At 44.6% G+C, this 18,226-nt stretch carries 9 protein-coding genes and 1 pseudogene; 5 read left to right on the forward strand and 5 right to left on the reverse strand.

From position 1 onward, the window contains the following. Positions 1 to 111 precede the first annotated feature (111 nt). Positions 112 to 1,056 (forward strand): annotated as a pseudogene (locus L2744_RS04045) (methyl-accepting chemotaxis protein); the annotation flags it as partial. A 75-nt stretch (positions 1,057 to 1,131) separates the two neighbouring features. Here L2744_RS04045 and L2744_RS04050 read toward each other — a convergent pair. The 3 genes from L2744_RS04050 to L2744_RS04060 all read right to left on the reverse strand — a co-directional run bounded on the left by L2744_RS04050 (position 1,132) and on the right by L2744_RS04060 (position 6,001). Further along, positions 1,132 to 3,495: a glycoside hydrolase family 127 protein gene (locus L2744_RS04050; protein WP_248990718.1), complete on the reverse strand. Its 2,364-nt coding sequence runs from the start codon at positions 3,493 to 3,495 to the stop codon at positions 1,132 to 1,134. A 114-nt stretch (positions 3,496 to 3,609) separates the two neighbouring features. Beyond that, positions 3,610 to 4,557, reverse strand: a complete 948-nt coding sequence (locus L2744_RS04055; protein WP_248990719.1) for a glycoside hydrolase family 43 protein — start codon at positions 4,555 to 4,557, stop codon at positions 3,610 to 3,612. Between the two features lie 28 nt (positions 4,558 to 4,585). Continuing rightward, positions 4,586 to 6,001 carry an MFS transporter gene (locus L2744_RS04060; protein WP_248990720.1) on the reverse strand — a complete coding sequence of 472 codons (1,416 nt, stop codon included), beginning with the start codon at positions 5,999 to 6,001 and terminating at the stop codon, positions 4,586 to 4,588. A 211-nt stretch (positions 6,002 to 6,212) separates the two neighbouring features. Between L2744_RS04060 and L2744_RS04065 the strand changes: the two genes are divergently transcribed. After that, positions 6,213 to 7,286, forward strand: a complete 1,074-nt coding sequence (locus L2744_RS04065; RefSeq protein WP_248990721.1) for an arabinan endo-1,5-alpha-L-arabinosidase — start codon at positions 6,213 to 6,215, stop codon at positions 7,284 to 7,286. A 2-nt stretch (positions 7,287 to 7,288) separates the two neighbouring features. Further along, entirely contained in the window at positions 7,289 to 9,175 is a 1,887-nt protein-coding gene (locus L2744_RS04070; RefSeq protein ID WP_248990722.1) for a family 43 glycosylhydrolase, read from the forward strand. Positions 9,176 to 9,403: 228 nt separating this feature from the next. Here the strand turns inward: L2744_RS04070 and L2744_RS04075 are convergent, their stop codons facing one another. Next, positions 9,404 to 10,162 (reverse strand): sulfite exporter TauE/SafE family protein, encoded by a 759-nt coding sequence (locus L2744_RS04075; RefSeq protein WP_248990723.1) that lies wholly within the window; start codon positions 10,160 to 10,162, stop codon positions 9,404 to 9,406. A gap of 258 nt (positions 10,163 to 10,420) precedes the next feature. After that, complete coding sequence (locus L2744_RS04080; RefSeq protein ID WP_248990724.1) at positions 10,421 to 13,240, reverse strand: TonB-dependent receptor; 2,820 nt, start codon at positions 13,238 to 13,240, stop codon at positions 10,421 to 10,423. Between the two features lie 573 nt (positions 13,241 to 13,813). On the opposite strand from L2744_RS04080, the gene L2744_RS04085 reads away from it, so the two are divergent. Beyond that, complete coding sequence (locus tag L2744_RS04085) at positions 13,814 to 17,155, forward strand: LamG-like jellyroll fold domain-containing protein (RefSeq protein WP_248990725.1); 3,342 nt, start codon at positions 13,814 to 13,816, stop codon at positions 17,153 to 17,155. A 159-nt stretch (positions 17,156 to 17,314) separates the two neighbouring features. Next, complete coding sequence (locus tag L2744_RS04090; RefSeq protein WP_248990726.1) at positions 17,315 to 18,220, forward strand: SMP-30/gluconolactonase/LRE family protein; 906 nt, start codon at positions 17,315 to 17,317, stop codon at positions 18,218 to 18,220. The last annotated feature ends 6 nt before the right edge of the window (positions 18,221 to 18,226 follow it).

The following is an 18,226-nucleotide window of genomic DNA, read 5'->3' on the forward strand; positions in this document are numbered from 1 at the left end:
TCCGCTAAAAGCCAGTAAACCAACCAAAATAAGAAAGGCAGCATGGAATGGTGATTTTAGGAGCGAGATTTTCTTTGGTTAAGAGATTTAACAAAGCTTAATCCCGCCCTGATTGCGCAGGGGGATTTAACTCAGCCGATAAGTGTGAGCGGAAACGATGAGTTGACTCGTCTGGTTAATGCATTACAAATGATGCAGCGTAATTTAAGGGAAGCGATTGTCCATATAGGCAGTTCTTCTAGTCAGCTTGCCTCTGCCGCCGAAGAACTCAATTCAGTCACTGAAGACTCATCCCGTGGTTTGCAGCTACAAAACGATGAGATCCAACAGGCTGCCACTGCGATAACACAAATGAGTGCCGCCGTCGATGAGGTTGCACGTACTGCCCAACAAACCTCGGATGCATCAACGGAATCCGCTAAATTAGCCACAGAAGGTAAAAACCGAGTCGCCGATACAACGGCAGTGATTATAGAAATTAACGACGAGATGACCACAAGCACGAATGTGATTAATCAGCTGGCCGATCAAGTTGTTTCTATTAGCAAGCTGTTGGATGTGATCCGCGCTGTATCTGAGCAAACTAACTTGTTAGCACTCAATGCCGCAATTGAAGCGGCGCGAGCGGGTGAGGCTGGGCGTGGCTTTGCGGTTGTTGCAGATGAAGTGAGAAGTCTTGCCCATAGAACACAATTATCAGCAGGAGAAATTGAGACTATGGTACGGCAAGTACAGCTTTCAGCCGATGCCGCAGTATCATCGATGGCGACTACAAGTGAAAAAACCAACCAAGCCCGTATCGTTGCCGCTGAGGCGAGTAAAGCGCTAGATCAAATTACGACTCGTATTGTTGCCATCAGTGACAGTAATCATGTGATCGCAAGTGCAGCAGAAGAACAATCAACAGTTGCAAGGGAAATTGATAATAATATTATGACCATTAGAGATTTAGCGGCTCAAACCGCTGCGGGTGCCCACCAAACAAGTTCTAGTTCTGCGGAGCTAACCCGTTTAGCGGTAGACTTAAATAGCCTAGTGGTTAAATTTAAAGTCTAGGTCTAGGTCTAGGTTTGGGTTGTGAACTGCTAAAAAGCCGCTATCTCCTTTGGTGAAGGCGGCTTTTTATTGTTATTACAGTGGCTTATTGATAGGTTTTAGCAACCGCACTTCATACAATCCCCCTGCAATTGAGCCGGGTTTGGCGACAAACTTAAGGTTAAAAGCGGTATTGTGATCGCTTAGCATTTCAGTTGGAATAGGGTAGTCCTGAGTGTAAAAGTCTGCGCCTTTTTCACCGCTTAGTTTGACCCTTGCTAATAGTTTGCCATCGATTTGGATCTCAAACTCTCTGCCCGCATCCAAACCAAAGTAGGTGAGCCTTAAAATTGGCGCTGTTTCCCCCTTCGCATTCAATTGGTAACTAAACCAGTCATGGGCATGGCGCCAATGGCGGGTGCCATTGAGTCCAGCTTCACTCTTCGATGCCTTAAAGAAATGATCCGCTTCGGGTTGCTGCTCTCCCGGTAACACTAAATCGAGTGTCTGCGCGGCAATCCTAGCTTCTTGCTGAGATTTAAGGCTTAGCTGCTGCTGTTTCTGTTGCCACTCATTGGGCGCACTTTGACCGAAATAAACCGTATAGCGGCTGTCGTGGATACGAAAGAAGGGAATAAGCTCCAAGGGTTTAGCCTGATTTATCCGCGCTTTGCCAGTGGAGAACTTAAGCTCACTGAAAGGCAAGCGAGTGATATTCTGTAAAAATGCCGTGCCATCGCTGATAAAAATAGGCGCTTGGTCCGGCTCGCACATGGGCCCCTTGGCAATGTGGCCCATTCGGCTACTATCACCAATAAAGTTTAAGGTTTCTTGCGCAATCGGATGGGTTTTAGCTGCAAGCACAATCGGGCCGTAGAGCACTGAGTAATAGGCTGTTTTATCGGGGATTTGTTCCAGTGTTACTACCATTGGTATGGTAATAATGACTTTATCTCCCCTATGCCATTGTCGCTTAAGCTTGATATATTGTCCGGCCTTCGCCTTAATTTTCTGAATTTCCCCATTGATACTCACCGTTAAGCCCTCATCTTTAACCCAACTTGGATATCGCAGATTAAGGCTAAAATTTGCGTCTTTATTTAAGGTGATTTCCGAGGTGTTTGTATCTGGGAATAAGGTTTTTTGGGAGAGGGTGATGCCCTTAGCCTGCCAATTTACCGTCGAATCGATAAATAGGTTCACATAAAAATCATGGTCATCACTGGCGTAGATAAGCTCGCCGTATTTGGCATGATTCTCAATGCCAGAACCAACGCAGCACCACATGCTTTGCTGGGCTGAGGAATACATGCGGTAGTGATCGGGTCGCATAGGGGTAAAGTAGACTAAGCCGCCGTGTTCTGGATGTTGTGATGACAAAATATGGTTATAGAGCGCACGTTCGTAATAATCGATATAACTTAAATCGGCTTTATTTTCATAGAGAAGTTTAGATAACTTAAGCATATTGTAAGTGTTGCAGGTTTCAGGCCCTTCGGCCGACTCAAGCATGCTGCTGAAATCAGTACTGGGATGAAAATGTTCCCGTACGCTGTTCCCACCAATAGACACTGTGCGTTGATGTACGACTTGCTGCCAAAAATAATCGGCACTCGCTAACCAAACTTTGTTATGGCTTAGCTCTGCAATACGACCAATACCGACAATCTTAGGGATTTGAGTATTAGCATGTAAGCCAGTGAGTTTATCTTCTTGATTGAGGAGTGGTTGGAGTAACGATTGATCCGTATAGCGTTTAGCCAGGGCTAAGTATTTATTTTCCCTTGTAATGGCGTAAACATCGGCTAAGGTTTCGTTTAACCCTCCATATTCGGTGCGCAGCATCAGTTGCAGTTGTTCATCGTTGAGCTGATGACTTAAGTTCAGCATCCAATCGGCAAATTGTATTAACATTTTCTTGGCGGTGGGGTTATTGGTGTAGAGATAAGTATCCCTTAATCCCGCAAATACTTTATGGACGTTATACCAAGGCACCCAAGCTTGGTTGAGGGTAAATAAATCTGCCTCTATTTGGCCTTGCTCGATTTGCTGCCATAATTTAGCGCTATTGGGTACACCGCCAAGATAACCATTACCATGGGCTTGCTGGCATTTTTCAAGTTCAGCCACCATATAATTGAGTCGCTCCAACACGGCTTTATCGCCGGTTGCCGCATACATAAGCGCAAGTGCAGAAAGATAATGCCCACCGATATGCCCATCTAAACCTGTATCTTCCCAATTTGGATAGTTTTCAGCCGTGGTGGTAATACCAGCATCTTTACGATAGGGCGCTAATAGGCGCTCTGGATCCATCGACATGATGTAATCTAGATCCGTTTGTTGTGCCTGTAGAAAAGGCCCTGCAGTTATCCGCACATCGTTTAGGGGAATTGCCGAGGGTGATGCAATTGCAATGGGCGTAAACAGCAAACAACTCACCAATAATGCAGATTTCATTTCAGATCCCTTCGAGATAAATGCTTAAGGTTTTCTTCTTGAACACTTGATGCATAAAAACCGATGTGGCAAATAAAAAAGCCCCTAATGCAGGGGCTAAAAATCACAGTTAACTTACTCTTGGACAGATGGCTTACCAAATACCGGCATACCTGATGCATCCCAGCGAAGCGCCTTGACATAGGTGTGACGGTTTGGATCCCATAATGGGTCGCCTTCAATTTCGGTATAAGTACGTGCGTGATACACCAACAAAACCGTTTCACCATCTTCTGCAAGGGTAAAACTATTGTGTCCTGCACCATAAACACCATGCTCATAGCAACTTTCCATCACAGGGTTTGATGATTTATGCCATTGACTTGCATCGAGTAAATCAGCATTTTCATCAATATGTAGTAAACCCATGCAATAATTTTCATCGGTCGCGCTGGCTGAATAAGTGATAAAGATTTTACCGTTGCGTTTTAGTACCGATGGGCCTTCATTCACCCAAAACCCTTTAATTTCCCATGGGTACTCAGGTTTTGTCAGCATCACGGGGGCTGAGCTTATCTTGTCAGGTGTATCCATCTTCGCGATATAAAGATTACTGTTCCCTTGAATATCAGGGGCTTTTTGCGCCCAAACATAATACAGCTGCCCGTTGTGCTCGAATGTTGTCGCATCGAGACAGAAGGTGTCTATGCCAGTATCGAGCTGGCCAAGGAACTGCCATTCGCCCGTTAGTGGGTTTGCATCATAGCAGCGCAATACATACATACGGTGTTGAAATAGCGCATCTTTAATTTCGCGACTTGGGGCTATGGCGACGTACAGATACCAAGCCCCTTGGTTAAAGTGGAGTTCTGGCGCCCACACTAGATCGGAATAGGGGCCCGTATCGGGTTTATGCCACACATCCACAGGGACAGCATCGGCAAGACCTGCAATGGTGGAGGCTCTGCGTAACTCAATACGGTCGTACTGAGGTACAGATGCGGTGAAATAATAAAAACCATCCGTATGCTTATAAATAAACGGATCAGCACGTTGTTCGATTAAAGGGGTAAGCTTTAACATTTGTGACTCCAAAAACGTAATCAAAAAACTAAATGGATACTTGGGTTTGAGCGCTATCCTTGTGGGCAGTACGCTGTGTATCTGGCGCGTCTTCCCCATCAATAATTTCCATATCTGGCAGTGACTGCTTGATTTCCTCATAGACACGGTCAGATATCTTGTATTTGAACATCAATAAGCCCATCAAGGCATGGAAGGCACCGGGGATGACGGTTAACATCAGTGAAATGCCCATCAACGTCGTGGGACTCTGTTCTTGTCCAGGCAGATAGTTAAAGTAAGTCAATAGCATACCGACCACAAACCCTGCTGCGCCCATACCCGCTTTTTGCGCAAATGAGATCCCGCCAAACGCAAGCCCAGATACCCTATGGCCCGTTTTGACTGTGCCGTAATCGACCGATTCTGAAATCACCGACCAGAAAATGGGTGCATGCAAATCCACCACAAAGGAAATCGCGAAATAGAGCACAAAGGCTAAGACTATGTCTCCAGGTTGCACCGCAAAAAACATCACCACGCTCAAAACCCCTACAGCAATTTGGCTGTAACGGAATAATTTGAGTTTACAAAAGCGCTTAGTGATCCAAGTTGACGCAACCATCGCAAGGATTGCCGCGCCCACCCCTGTCGATAAAAAGGCTGAAAGCATCTTGGCGTCCCCGCCAAGGTAGTAGGTGGCGTAATAGGCGGCAACCGAACCGCGGATCACATAGCCAATTGTGCCAATCACACAAATAGCGGTCAGAATTAGCCACTGATCATTTTTCAACAATAGACGTACTTGCATGGCGATAGGTTTAGTTTCAACCTTGTAGGCTACGCGCTCTTTTGTGGTAAAAAAACAGAACAAAAACAGTAGGGTTGCCATTAACGCCATCACCCCCATGGCCTTTTGATAGCCTGCGGCAATGTCATCGCCGCCCCAAGAGGAAGCTAACATAGGCACGATAATAGTGACTAAAAAGGCGGCAATTTTGGCGAAGAATAACCGATAACCGTTAGCGGATAAGCGCTCCTTTGGGTTATCCGTCAGTACGCTAATAATGGAAATATAGGGAATAGTGACTGTGGTAAAAATGATGGTTACTAGAATATAAGTCGAATAAGCCCAAATGAGTTTGGCGTTATAATCCCAATCCGGTGTACTGAAGGTTAAAAACACCGAGAGCCCGAAGGGGATCGCCATAAATAAGAAGTAGGGACGGTAGCGGCCCCAGCGTGTGGTGACTTTATCATTAATGATGCCCATTAAGGGGTCAGTGATGGCATCAATTAATCGCACTAGTAGGAATAAAATCCCCACATCGGCGGGCTTTAAGCCAAAAATATCCGTATAAAAGAAGGTAATAATTAACATCATTGAAGATATCACTACGTTAACGGCCATATCCCCTGAGCCGTAACCGATCTTTTCAATGACCGACATTTTATGAGAACTCATCAGAAATCCTTATTATATTTTTTATAAACAGTGAGTTAATGTGTCAGCAATGCATACTATTGCATCCCCGATGTTAACACATTTTCTTGCTGTTAATTTTCCGCAGTTGATTGTTACTTATTTGTCTTGATAGTATGATAACCTTAATCATCATACAATAGCATAATAACTATTTTATTAGAATGGGATCTCGTTTCATTAAGGAGAAATGATGCCACGTATTTCTATTACCGCTAAAAAGCACCTTAAGCGACATATGAGTAAGCTCCATTGTGCCTTGTTAATCGGGCTTATGGGTACGATTGGCAGCGTAAGCGCAAAACAGGTCAGTATTCATGATCCTGTTATGGCTAAAGAAGCTGGCAATTATTATCTTTTCAGCACTGGACCTGGCATCACCTATTATGCTTCAACGGACAAAGTGCATTGGACGCTGGCCGGACGGGTATTTGATACTGAGCCCACATGGGCGCGCAGTGTGGCTCCTAGTTTTGATGGCCATCTATGGGCACCAGATATTATTGAGCACGATGGTTATTTTTATCTTTATTACTCTATTTCCGCTTTTGGCAAAAACACTTCCGCGATCGGCGTAACCGTCAACAAGACCTTAGATAAAAACTCAAAAGATTATCAGTGGGTCGATAAGGGAATGGTACTTGAGTCTATTCCCCACCGAGATGCATGGAATGCGATTGACCCTAATATCATCGTTGATGAAAAGGGCACGCCTTGGATGAGTTTTGGTTCATTCTGGCAAGGGCTAAAGCTGGTTAAACTCAATCAAGATTTTGTCTCTCTTGCTAAACCAGAAGAGTGGCACACCTTGGCAAAACTTGAGCGTCCGGCCTTGCTAAATGACACCGAACCCGGCCCCGCACAGATCGAAGCGCCGTTTATCTATAAAAAAGATGATTATTACTATCTATTTGTTTCCTACGGCCTTTGCTGTCGTGCTGACGACAGTACCTATCATTTAGCCATGGGGCGTTCCACCTCTGTCACTGGCCCTTATTTAGATAAAGAGGGCAAAGATATGGCACAGGGCGGCGGTTCAGTGTTGCTTCATGGCACTAAGGCTTGGCCGGGTCTTGGGCACAATAGCGTTTATCAGTTTGATGGCAAAGACTATTTGGTTTTCCACGCCTATGAATCTGCAGATAAGGGTCTACAGAAGCTCAAAATGGCTGAATTAACATGGAATAACCAAGGTTGGCCGACCGTCGACCCAAATGCGCTGACTCAATATAAAAGTGTATTAGTTGACCCAATAGGTAATAAATAACTATGACTCATTCTCTGACAAAATTGATGGCCGCGATGGCGCTCACATTCGGCTTTGGCGCTGGTCTGGTTCAAGCATCGCCAATGCTTGCTGATAATCGTATTACCAGCGAAACCTTCGCCAACCCATTGTTTCGTAATGGCGCCGATCCATGGCTAGAGTATTTCAACGGTAACTATTACCTAACGACAACCACTTGGACCTCCGAGCTAGTGATGCGTAAATCGCCCACCATAGCTGGGCTTGCCGATGCACCTGCGCATAATATTTGGACCGGTGATGATAAATCCCGTTGCTGCAATTTTTGGGCATTTGAATTCCACCCCATGCAAACCGCAGAAGGCTTGCGTTGGTATGTGATTTATACCTCGGGTGTCACAGAAAATTTTGATGGTCAACGCAACCATATCCTCGAGAGTGAGGGCAGCGATCCTATGGGGCCCTATAAGTTCAAGGGCACTCCCATGCCGGATCATTGGAATATCGATGGCAGTTACTTAGAGCACAAGGGGCAGTTGTACTTTTTGTGGTCCGAATGGCACGGTAAAGATCAAGTTAACCTCATCGCTAAAATGACCAATCCTTGGACGGTAACGGGCGATCATAAAGTGATCACTCAGCCCATTTATGACTGGGAAAAGTCAGGCTTAAATGTCAATGAAGGGCCTGAGATCATTCAGCGTGATGGACGCACTTTCCTCGTCCATTCGGCCAGTTTTTGTAATACAGAGGATTATTCTCTCGGTGTTGTTGAGCTAACAGGGGATGATCCTATGGATCCTGCGGCTTGGACAAAATTCGACAAACCCTTCTTCAGTAAAGCCAATGGCGTATATGGCCCAGGTCATCATGGATTTTTTACCTCCCCCGATGGCAGCGAAGATTGGTTAGTCTACCATGGCAATTCATCGCCAACAGATGGTTGCAGTGGCACCCGCGCCGCCAGAGCACAACCTTTTAAGTGGGATGATAACGGCTTACCACAGTTTGGTGAGCCATTAGCCGACAAGCAACAGTTGCCCGTTCCAAGCGGCGAGTTTGGGCCATTAAAAGCCCAAGTCGAAGGGGTGAAATACCGCATCATCAACCGTGATATCAATCAATGTGTAGTCACGAATGCGAAGGGAGAGGTAAGCGTTGGTCATTGTGATGATAAGGCCAGTTCTTGGGTTATCGATCCTGCTAACGATGGTTTATATCGGTTTGCTAATGTGGCCGAAGGTACCTTTTTAACGCAAGCTGATTGCCAAGATGAAAAGGCCTCGGGCGTGAATGCCGCGCCTTGGGTTGCGTCCCGTTGCCAGCGTTGGTCGGTTGATGCGAGTCGTGATGGCTGGTTCCGCTTTGCCAACGACAGTTCAATCAAAAACCTGCAAGCGGCCAATTGCAGCAGCAAAAAGGGCGCGGTTGTGGTTGCCGGTGAAAATCGTGTCAGCGAGTGTACCGACTGGCGTATCGAACCCGTATCCCATTTCGCGATTGTAAATGCCCACAGTGGCCGCGTGGTCTCGGCGCAGCAATGTGACGCAAAGGCGAATGCCAATGTCGCCCAATATGAATACACAGGTAACGCCTGCCAGCAATGGCACGCGACATCCACCAGTGAAGGCTATTACCGCCTGCAGTCAAATCAATTAACGGCGAATAAACAAGCTCAGTGCTTAGTCAGTGTTGAGGGCAATTTACAACTTGGCGCCTGTGATAAAGATGACAGCGAATGGCGTACTGAGTTTATGCCAAATGGTTCACTCCGAGTGGTATCGCGCAAGGGCGGTTCGTCGATGAAAGTCGCGGGCGAGTCCTATGCCAATGGCGACAATATTGTTGAGGATGTGTGGAAGAATACCATTTCGCAGCAGTTCTATTTCAGGGAGATGAAAACCAAATAGCCCAAGCTATTTTAGGGAGGGTGATGTTTCGAGATTCATTTTTGTTTGTTCTGGCCCATATTTGCCAAAATCTGGGGCAGGTAGCGACAAAAATAACCCTGAAACATCAACGTACCCTAGACATGCCGTTCTAAGTTGAGGTCGCTTAACGGCATATTTGTTGAGCTTTAATTGCTCGGCGTGTTGGCAGTAACTGTTTGTCTGTTACTGCTTTTTTTTATCTTAAATTTACCACTGGTTAATTGCTTGCCAAATTAACCGCAAGGCGAGTAGTGAAAGCACAACACTAAATATCGTTTGAAAATATCTATCGGCAACCCGTTTCAGCATTTTAAAGCCAATCCAAGTGCCTAATGCGCCGCTCAATATCATCCAGAATAACAGTGGCCACCAGTCAGCAATCGATATCCCCATGCCTTCAAATACAGCAACTTTAACCCCATGTTGAAGTGACATGGCCATAGCAAAGGTTGCGACGGTACGAAAACGGTCCACTTCAAGCTGTTTAATAAATGCCGCCACTAGCGGTCCTGTTGCCCCCGCAAAAAGAGAAATAAAGGTGGTGATAGCCCCAGCAACTAGTGTCCCCAACGTCCCTAAAACTATCTTCGGCAGTTTGGGGCCCCAGCAGGAATACAGAATAAATGCCGCAATGGTGAGATACATGATAGAAGGCGGTAGGGCAACCAATACAAGGCTACCGAGTAAAGCACCAAGTACTGCACCGGGTAAAAAGGTGTAAATAAATCGCCATTGAATATCCTGCCAGCCGACTACGGCTCGTCCAGCATTTGCACCCAATTGCACCACGCCATGGAGTGGAATAATCAGTTGTGGGGGGAGCACTTGAGCCATCACACCCAGTAACATAACCCCACCGCCAATACCAAAACAGGCGGTAAAAAAAGAAGTAAAACCTGCACTCAATATTAAGAGTACAAAAATATCCGTAGGGATAGTGTCAACGAAAAACCACGATGAGAGCATAAATGTCTATTCGGTCACTGTGTGGGTGTTAACAGTAACAAATCACCTATGGCTTTCAAAGCAGAGGATGTTTTTCACTAAAGGAATACAACGCTATCAGCGATCTTGATTGAAAGCCTGTGCCACTAAACGACCTGTAGCCGTTAAAGTGATGTAGAGCAAGGTAAATGCTAATGTTTGCACGGACACTCATCGCAAAAAGAAAAAGCTAATCAGATGATTAGCTTTTTAAAACGAACGAGATACTAAATCTTTAGCTTAGAACGAGTAGCGAACGCCTAAGGCAAATGTACGAGTGTAGATACTATTTGTACGGTTAAACAAGGTCGAATCCTCGTAGTATTCCTGATACACATCATCCAGCAGGTTAGTGGCATCAAAGCTAAGCACTAAATCATCGGTGATGTTATAGCTTAGTTGGAAGTCTAGTGATTGCTCTGGTTTACGATAGATACCCCGTGGCATTGCAAAAGATGCTGAATCGTAACTGTTTAAGAATTCACTGCGCCACGTGTAGGACATACGTGCACTAAAATATTCTTTATCGTAAATCAGTACTGCGCTGTAGGATTCATCGGAAACTCCGAACATATCACGGGTTGTGACACCTATTTGCTCACCGCTTGAAATGTCGAACTCGGGAATGTCCTGTGATGAGTCTAATAGTGTTGCACTCACTTGAGTGCCTAACCCGTCCAGAAAACTAGGTAAATCGTCGGGGAAATACACTGCACCTAACTCAAAACCAGTCAATTTACCGTTAGAGGTGTTGCCTGGGCGGCTCAGAATAAAAGGTTCATCAACCCCATCACCATCATAGTCATAGAAAATCTTGCTTAATGAGTTGTAGACTAAGCCTTCAATATCTCGACGAAAGTAAGTACCGTAAATTGAGTTACCGTTGCCGAAATAGTATTCCAGCGTTAAGTCATAGTTTTCAGATGTCACTGGATCTAGATTAGGGGTACCGCTATTTGCAGTGCCATTACCTACTTTCGTTAAATCTGGGGTGTAGTAGGTAAAAGAATTTAGGTCCGTAAAATCTGGCTGTCGAATCGTCTCTGTGTAGGCAAAACGAGCGAGTAAATCATCTGTTAACCAGTAACGCATCACTAAACTTGGCAGTAGTTTTGACGTATCCGTGCTATCAGTGGTAATGGCTGTGTACTTGTTTCCTTCTTCATCTTCCGCATCTTTATTGAAGAAAGTCATATCCGAATTTGAAGCTTCGTAACGCACACCGATTTGACCATCTAAACGCTTACCAAAGAGTTCAGTATCAAAATCGGCCATAACATAGGCCGCCCAAGAGTCTTCATCGATATCAAAGGTTTTTTGCATCAGTAACTGATCAGCAGTAAATCCCCAAAGTGCTTCGTATTGACTACGGTTGTTATAAAGATTATAGCCATTGATCACTGCCCATGAATCTGGCACATTTGCTCGGCCGTCGAAGAAACCCGATGTAGTGGTAATCATTGATGGATCTAAGTCATTAAACGCAATATTCTTAGCGCCACTGGCAGTACGGTTTGAGTTAGTGGCACCACGCTGCTCATAACGTGTACCAAACTGCATTTTAGTAAAAATGCTGAAGTCGACATATAGACTACCGTCCATTGTCCAAGACAATGAATCACCTTCGTCTTTACTGGCATTGTCATAGAAGTCTGCCGTTTCCCACAGGTCTGGATTCGTCATGTCTGACTCATCGACGGTGGTATCTGGATTATCTAAATAGGCCCAACTTGGAATACCATCGTCAGCATTAGCATCAATCGCAACACCATACACAGTCGCTTGACCGCGCATCGCCGTGAATTCATTTTCATATTGGCTCTGCTGAAATACCACCTCAGACTTTAATTGGAATTCATCAGTGATGTCCCATTTTCCACCTAAAGCATACACATAACTGTCCGTGCTGGCTTTTGAGTGATCGCCACTGGTAAAGTTATAGGCATTGTAAGCTGTACGAGATTTGACCACATTGGTGCCATCGTAAACTTCGACTCCATCAGCGATCACTTGCTGCCAATTAGCTGAAGAGTCAACGGTGCTGAACAGCATGGAGTTAAAGCTTTCATTTCGGAAACCGTTATAAAAGGCCTCAAAAGTATACTCAGAAGTATCGTTTGGTGCCCATTGTAGTGAAATATTAAAGGCAGGGCGCTCACGCTCACCTTCGACAGTATTGCCAAACATTGCATCGCGGGCGAGCAAATATTCTTTACCATCAATAGTAGCGCCAGCACTGGTGTCAATACCATGAGCTAAACCTTGAGTCCAACCACTGGTTATCCGTGTACCATCTTCGACAAAGTAAGGGAAAGATGCACCAGGAGAAACCGTTTCATCTTTATAGTTAGTACGAATATATGAGACGTTAACCAGAGCACCAATGTCACCAATACTGGTATCCCAGCGATCACTAGCTAATGCACTGAAGTTAGGATCGATTTTATCGGGTTGGTCGGAATAAATGCCCTTAGCCGCAACAGAGACTTTACTGTCCTCAAAATCGAATGGGCGATGGGTGCGAATATCAATTTGACCCGCAATACCACTAGCCACTTGGGCAGAAGAACGAGTTTTAAATACTTCTACACTGCCCAGTAATGCGGCTGGAATATCTGCAATTGCAACGGAGCGGCCAGTAGCAGTGAAAATCTGACGTCCATTAACGGTTGTCGTGACATCGGTTAAACCCCGAATACTGACGACATTGGCTTCGCCACCGGCTCTGTCTGTTACCTGCACACCCGTCACACGTTGTAGGGCTTCAACGACGTTATTGTCAGGAAATTTACCAATATCCTCAGCAACAATAGCATCAACGACTTGAATATTTTGGCGCTTAAGTTCTACGGCTTTATTTAAACTTCCACGAATGCCCTGAACCTGAATAATTTCCATAGGTTCTTCATTCGGTCGAGGTTCGGTGACTTGGGCTTCTTGCTGAGTGACAGGCTCAATATCTACCTGGCTCTCTTGTGCAACATCTTTGTCTGCCGCAAACGTAGCTTGACTGGTGAGAGCGAGAATGATCGCACTTGCCAAATAAGTCTGTTTAAACATCTAGTTAATCTCCGGTAGTTTATTATTTGACCCGGTAAGCCTAAGACACCCACTGACATCCCGGTCTTTTTATCCCACTTCAAAGTCACCTACTTCCCCAACTGTGCCCCTGAAAAGTTAAGAATTTGATAACGCACGTTGCACTGAATAGGGTATTGAACTGCCTTTGAGTGCAAAGTTAACAATGTATGACAACTGTTAAAATCATATTGTATGACTATTGCTGTGTCAACTTGTAGATCCCTGCAATAGCCAACTCATGTCACATTTATCACTGGTTATCCATTTTACCTGAAATTTACTTATCTATTTGTATTTAAACATTATTATTATTTTGTCAACTTACGGCGATGGCGGTATTAGACTAAAGTCGTAAACCCGCAGTAGCAGCCAAGCTCACGCCAGTTCACATATAAAATTCAGAAAATTCCTGTCACAACATATTTACTTCTATTTTAAGAATGCTACTGTTAACTTTAGTGTTACAGTAGTATTGTATTACTTATTTAAATAATGACATTTATTAACAACCAACCTTAATATTTAAACACAACAATAAAAGGATCGACGCTCATGGTGCTTCAACGCTCATTCGTGTCTGTAGGATTGATTCTGGCACTTGCTTCCTGTGGTGGGGACGACAGTAGCTATAGTGCTAACGACACAAACACCTTTACACCTCCTCCTCCGGTTACGTCTGCGGACCCAACCGTTTCCGGTGAAGTGAACTATACCAATGCGGTAGTTCATGATCCCTCCATCATTAAAGATACTGACGGAACCTATTATGTTTTTGGCTCCCATCTTGCTGTGGCGAGTTCAAAGGATTTAATGAGTTGGACTCAAGTCGCTCTTGACGGTGTTGAGTCCAGCAGCTTGTTTAATACTTATGCGACTGAAATCGCAGAAGGTACAGCATGGACTGGGGGGTTTATTGGTTCATGGGCTCCCGATATCAAAAAGTTAGCCGATGGTAAGTATCATTTTTACTATAACTTCTGCGCTGGGCCTGTTAAATCGGATTGTGTTTCCCGCTCCTACCTCGGAGTGGCGACGTCTGACAAGATAATGGGGCCTTATGTTAACCAAGGTTTATTCCTAAAGTCTGGGCATGAGGGTGCCGAAAACCCTGGCGTTAACGGCAAAGACTACAGTGGATATACTGATCCTAATGCTATCGATCCTGCCATTTTTTACGATAAAGATGGCGGCCTTTGGATGACCTATGGCTCATATTCGGGTGGTATTTGGGTTTTACAGCTCGATCCAACAACGGGTAAGCCACTCGATGGCCAAGGGTATGGCACTAAGATCATGGGCGGCGATTACAGTCCGATTGAAGGCTCTTATGTTATCTATAGCCCTAAATCTGAATATTATTATATGTTTACCTCATTTGGTGGCTATGAGCAAAATGATGGTTATAACATTCGTATTGCGCGCTCTAAAAATCCAAATGGCCCTTATGTCGATGCTTCTGGCAAGGATATGATTAATGCGACGGGTAACGCAGAGATGATTACCCCCTATGGCGTGAAACTGATGGGCAGTTTCCTAGTTGACGCCCATCCTGGAGATGTAGGAACAGATAATGGCTATATGTCACCTGGGCATAATTCCGCTTTTTATGATGCAGATTCTGGAAAATATTTCTTAGTATTTCACACTCGCTTCCCTGATACGGGTGAAGGACATAGTGTTCGAGTGCATGAAATGTTTATGAATAGCGATGGCTGGTTAGTCGCATCTCCACAACGTTACGCAGCCATAACGGGCGAAAATATTGTTGATGAATTGGATATTGAAGGCGCTTATAAATTCATTAATCATGCAAAAGACATTAATACTAAAGCACATAAATCTGTGCATATTCAGCTAAAAAGAACTTGGACAAATAAAGGTGCTATAACTGGCGATGTAACAGGGACTTATGTACAAACTGATGATAGCCAAATCACCTTAACCCTTGATAACTTAGGTACATTTGAAGGGGTGTTGACATGGCAGTGGGATCCAAACCAAGCGAAGTTAATGCCGACATTCAGTGCGTTGTCCAACGATGGTGTGAGTATTTGGGGCTCTAAGTTAGTCGATAAAACTACAGATCAAATATTAACGGATACCGTTAATGGGATTAGTGTTGTTTCCGAAGCAACAACGGATACGATTCTTTTACCAACGCAAGGTACTCGTGGTGCAACCATTAATTGGGTTTCAAGTGATGAGGGCGTGATCCGTACCGATGGAACCGTCATTAGGCCCAATGCAGGGGAAGGCGATAAGGTCATCACCTTAACCGCGACTGTGATGGTAAACGGTAAAAAAGTGACTAAGACTTTCCAAGTCACAGTGTTTGCTAGAAAAGCCTATAACCGCATTGCGCACTATAGCTTTGAAAATAATCTAAACGATACTTTGGGATTATTTGCAGCAGGTCAACCTACGGGTGATAGGATATTTAAACCGGCAGAATCAGTTGGTTATAGCATTGGCCTCGAAGGGCAGGCACTTTCCCTTGATGGTGCACACGGTGTACTGCTCCCGAGCGGTATTATCTCAAGCTATGAGTACACTGTATCGTTTTGGGCAAATCCTAGCGTAATAACGCAATCTACTACCGCATTTTTTGGTGCTGTAAATGAACAAGCAGCTGAAGATGGCAGTAAGTTTTCCAACACTTGGATCAGTATGTTACCCCAAGGTTGGGACGGCAATACCATGTTTTGGAGTCATAGCTCTGCATGGTTTAATGGGGTAACGGGTGAGCGTATTCCTGAAAGCACTTGGTCTCACTTAGCTTTTTCGGTGAAAAATGGCTTAGTGAATGTCTATATCAATGGCATTGAAAAATTTAGCCAAGGTAATCTCGCTGATTTCTTCACGGGTAATCAAGGGGTATTTGGCCTTGGGGTCAACTACTGGGATATTCCCTATAACGGTTTACTTGATGAACTTAAGGTATATGAAGGGGCATTAACGGCTGAAGAAGTCAAAGCACTGGATATCGATAAGTTGCCGGATAGCGAACTGTTGGCTTCTGCAACTGATATTCTTGACCTAGGCGATTTAACCGCAGTACGTAAAGACTTAATTTTACCTACAAGTGGCCCTTATGCAGCAGCCATATCTTGGGTATCTTCCGATCCAACTATTATTGACACTAAAGGTGGTGTCAATCAGCCAAGTCGAGATGAAACCGATAAAGTGGTAACACTTACGGCAACACTTAAACTCGGCCAGGCAACCCAAACTAAAGTCTTTACCGCCACCGTAAAATCAAAAGCACCGCCAGCGCCGATAGCAATTTATAGTTTTGAAGATAACCTTATCGACAGCACTGCAAACTTTGGTGCAGGTAATGTGGTGGGTAATTTGATTGGCACAACGGGTGGTGAGATTAGTTATGCCGCAGGTGCTGTGGGTAAGGCCGCGGTGTTTGATGGGGCTTCAGGTATTGAATTACCGAATAACCTGATTAAAGACAATACCTATTCCGTATCACTCTGGCTCAATCCCACAGTACTCAATAACTACACAACAGCACTGTTTGCTTATGCCAGTACATCGAGCTGGACCAGTGTATTACCCGGCGGCCAAAACGATTATGAGCGTTTGGTACTCTGGTCAGGTGAAGCTTGGTATGATGGCAGAACGGGTTATGTGATGCCTAAAGATCAGTGGTCGCATATGGTTTACACCGTCAATGGGGGTGATGTTAAGGTATACATTAACGGTAACTTGATGTTTACTGGGGCTAATTTCCCGGATGTGTTCTCGGTGCCAACCACGAAATTTGCTGTTGGTGTAAACTTCTGGAATGTTCCATTTAGTGGGGCTATCGATGAAATTAAATTCTACGATGAAGCTATTACAGAGCTGGATATCCAGGAGTTATTTGCTGAATCTAACCCATAATTACTGCTAACAGATTGATGTTAAGTTGAAAAGCACTCGAAAGAGTGCTTTTTTATTTACAGGTAAAGCGTAAAGGCTCAATTTCATTATGTGGTGCAGCATTGATTAATATCACAATATGTTGAAAGATGACGGCACTTCAAATTACCTAAGTTCATTATGATTCAGATTGGTATCGGTAAATTATTGATGACAATCCCAGTGGCGAATACCCTAGGGGAAGGAGTGGTATGGGACGATAAAACCCAGTCAATTTGGTGGACCGACATCGAATCTGCTTTGATTTACAACTACAACATTGAGTCTCAATCACTTCGCAAAATACCTACACCGTATCGTGTCGGTTCGTTCAGCTTAACGGATAACCAAGAACAACTTATCGTGGCCTTTGATCGGGGCATTGCTTTATTTCATCTTCAAACATCAGAGGTTCAATGGCTTGCAACACCTGAGTTGAATATTATTGGCAACCGATTTAACGATGGACGAGTTGATAGGCAAGGGCGATTTTGGGCAGGCACTATGGTAGAGGCTCCCCATTCAGTTAGTCAGAATGCCGCGCTATATTGCATCGATAAACAAGGTCAATGTTTAAAAGTATTAGATAAAATCTGCATTTCAAATGGGCTATGTTGGAGCCCAGATGGTTTGACCATGTATCATGCCGATTCACCAAAACATGAGATATTCCAGTACGATTTTGAGCCTAGCACTGCGGCTGTGACTAACAAACGGTCATTTACCAAAACCAATCACCATATTTTTCCTGACGGTTCTGAAGTTGATGCCGCAGGATTTATTTGGAATGCACAATGGGGTGGAGGCCAAGTCGTTCGCTATCATCCTGAGGGATATATAGATTTAATCCTGCCACTGCCCGTTACTAATCCAACCAGTATTGCTTTTGGTGGACCAAAACTAGATTGGCTCATTATTACCAGCGCAAAACATTCACTCAGTAGTGAGCAATTGGCAAAAGAACCCCACGCAGGTGATGTTTTCATCTACCAATTACAAGGTATTAGTGGAGTAAAGGTTCAATCTCTGTACTGCGCCGCTACGTGATATGCA

The sequence above is a fragment of the Shewanella profunda genome (assembly GCF_023283765.1).
Taxonomy (GTDB): domain Bacteria; phylum Pseudomonadota; class Gammaproteobacteria; order Enterobacterales; family Shewanellaceae; genus Shewanella; species Shewanella profunda.

What these genes read in the sequence shown, in the direction of transcription:
- L2744_RS04065 (WP_248990721.1), top strand. Translation starts at nt 6,213, where the DNA reads ATGCCACGTATTTCTATTACCGCTAAAAAGCACCTTAAGCGACATATG.
- L2744_RS04070 (WP_248990722.1), top strand. Translation starts at nt 7,289, where the DNA reads ATGACTCATTCTCTGACAAAATTGATGGCCGCGATGGCGCTCACATTC.
- L2744_RS04075 (WP_248990723.1), bottom strand. Translation starts at nt 10,162, where the DNA reads ATGCTCTCATCGTGGTTTTTCGTTGACACTATCCCTACGGATATTTTT.
- L2744_RS04085 (WP_248990725.1), top strand. Translation starts at nt 13,814, where the DNA reads ATGGTGCTTCAACGCTCATTCGTGTCTGTAGGATTGATTCTGGCACTT.
- L2744_RS04055 (WP_248990719.1), bottom strand. Translation starts at nt 4,557, where the DNA reads ATGTTAAAGCTTACCCCTTTAATCGAACAACGTGCTGATCCGTTTATT.
- L2744_RS04050 (WP_248990718.1), bottom strand. Translation starts at nt 3,495, where the DNA reads ATGAAATCTGCATTATTGGTGAGTTGTTTGCTGTTTACGCCCATTGCA.
- L2744_RS04060 (WP_248990720.1), bottom strand. Translation starts at nt 6,001, where the DNA reads ATGAGTTCTCATAAAATGTCGGTCATTGAAAAGATCGGTTACGGCTCA.
- L2744_RS04090 (WP_248990726.1), top strand. Translation starts at nt 17,315, where the DNA reads ATGATTCAGATTGGTATCGGTAAATTATTGATGACAATCCCAGTGGCG.
- L2744_RS04080 (WP_248990724.1), bottom strand. Translation starts at nt 13,240, where the DNA reads ATGTTTAAACAGACTTATTTGGCAAGTGCGATCATTCTCGCTCTCACC.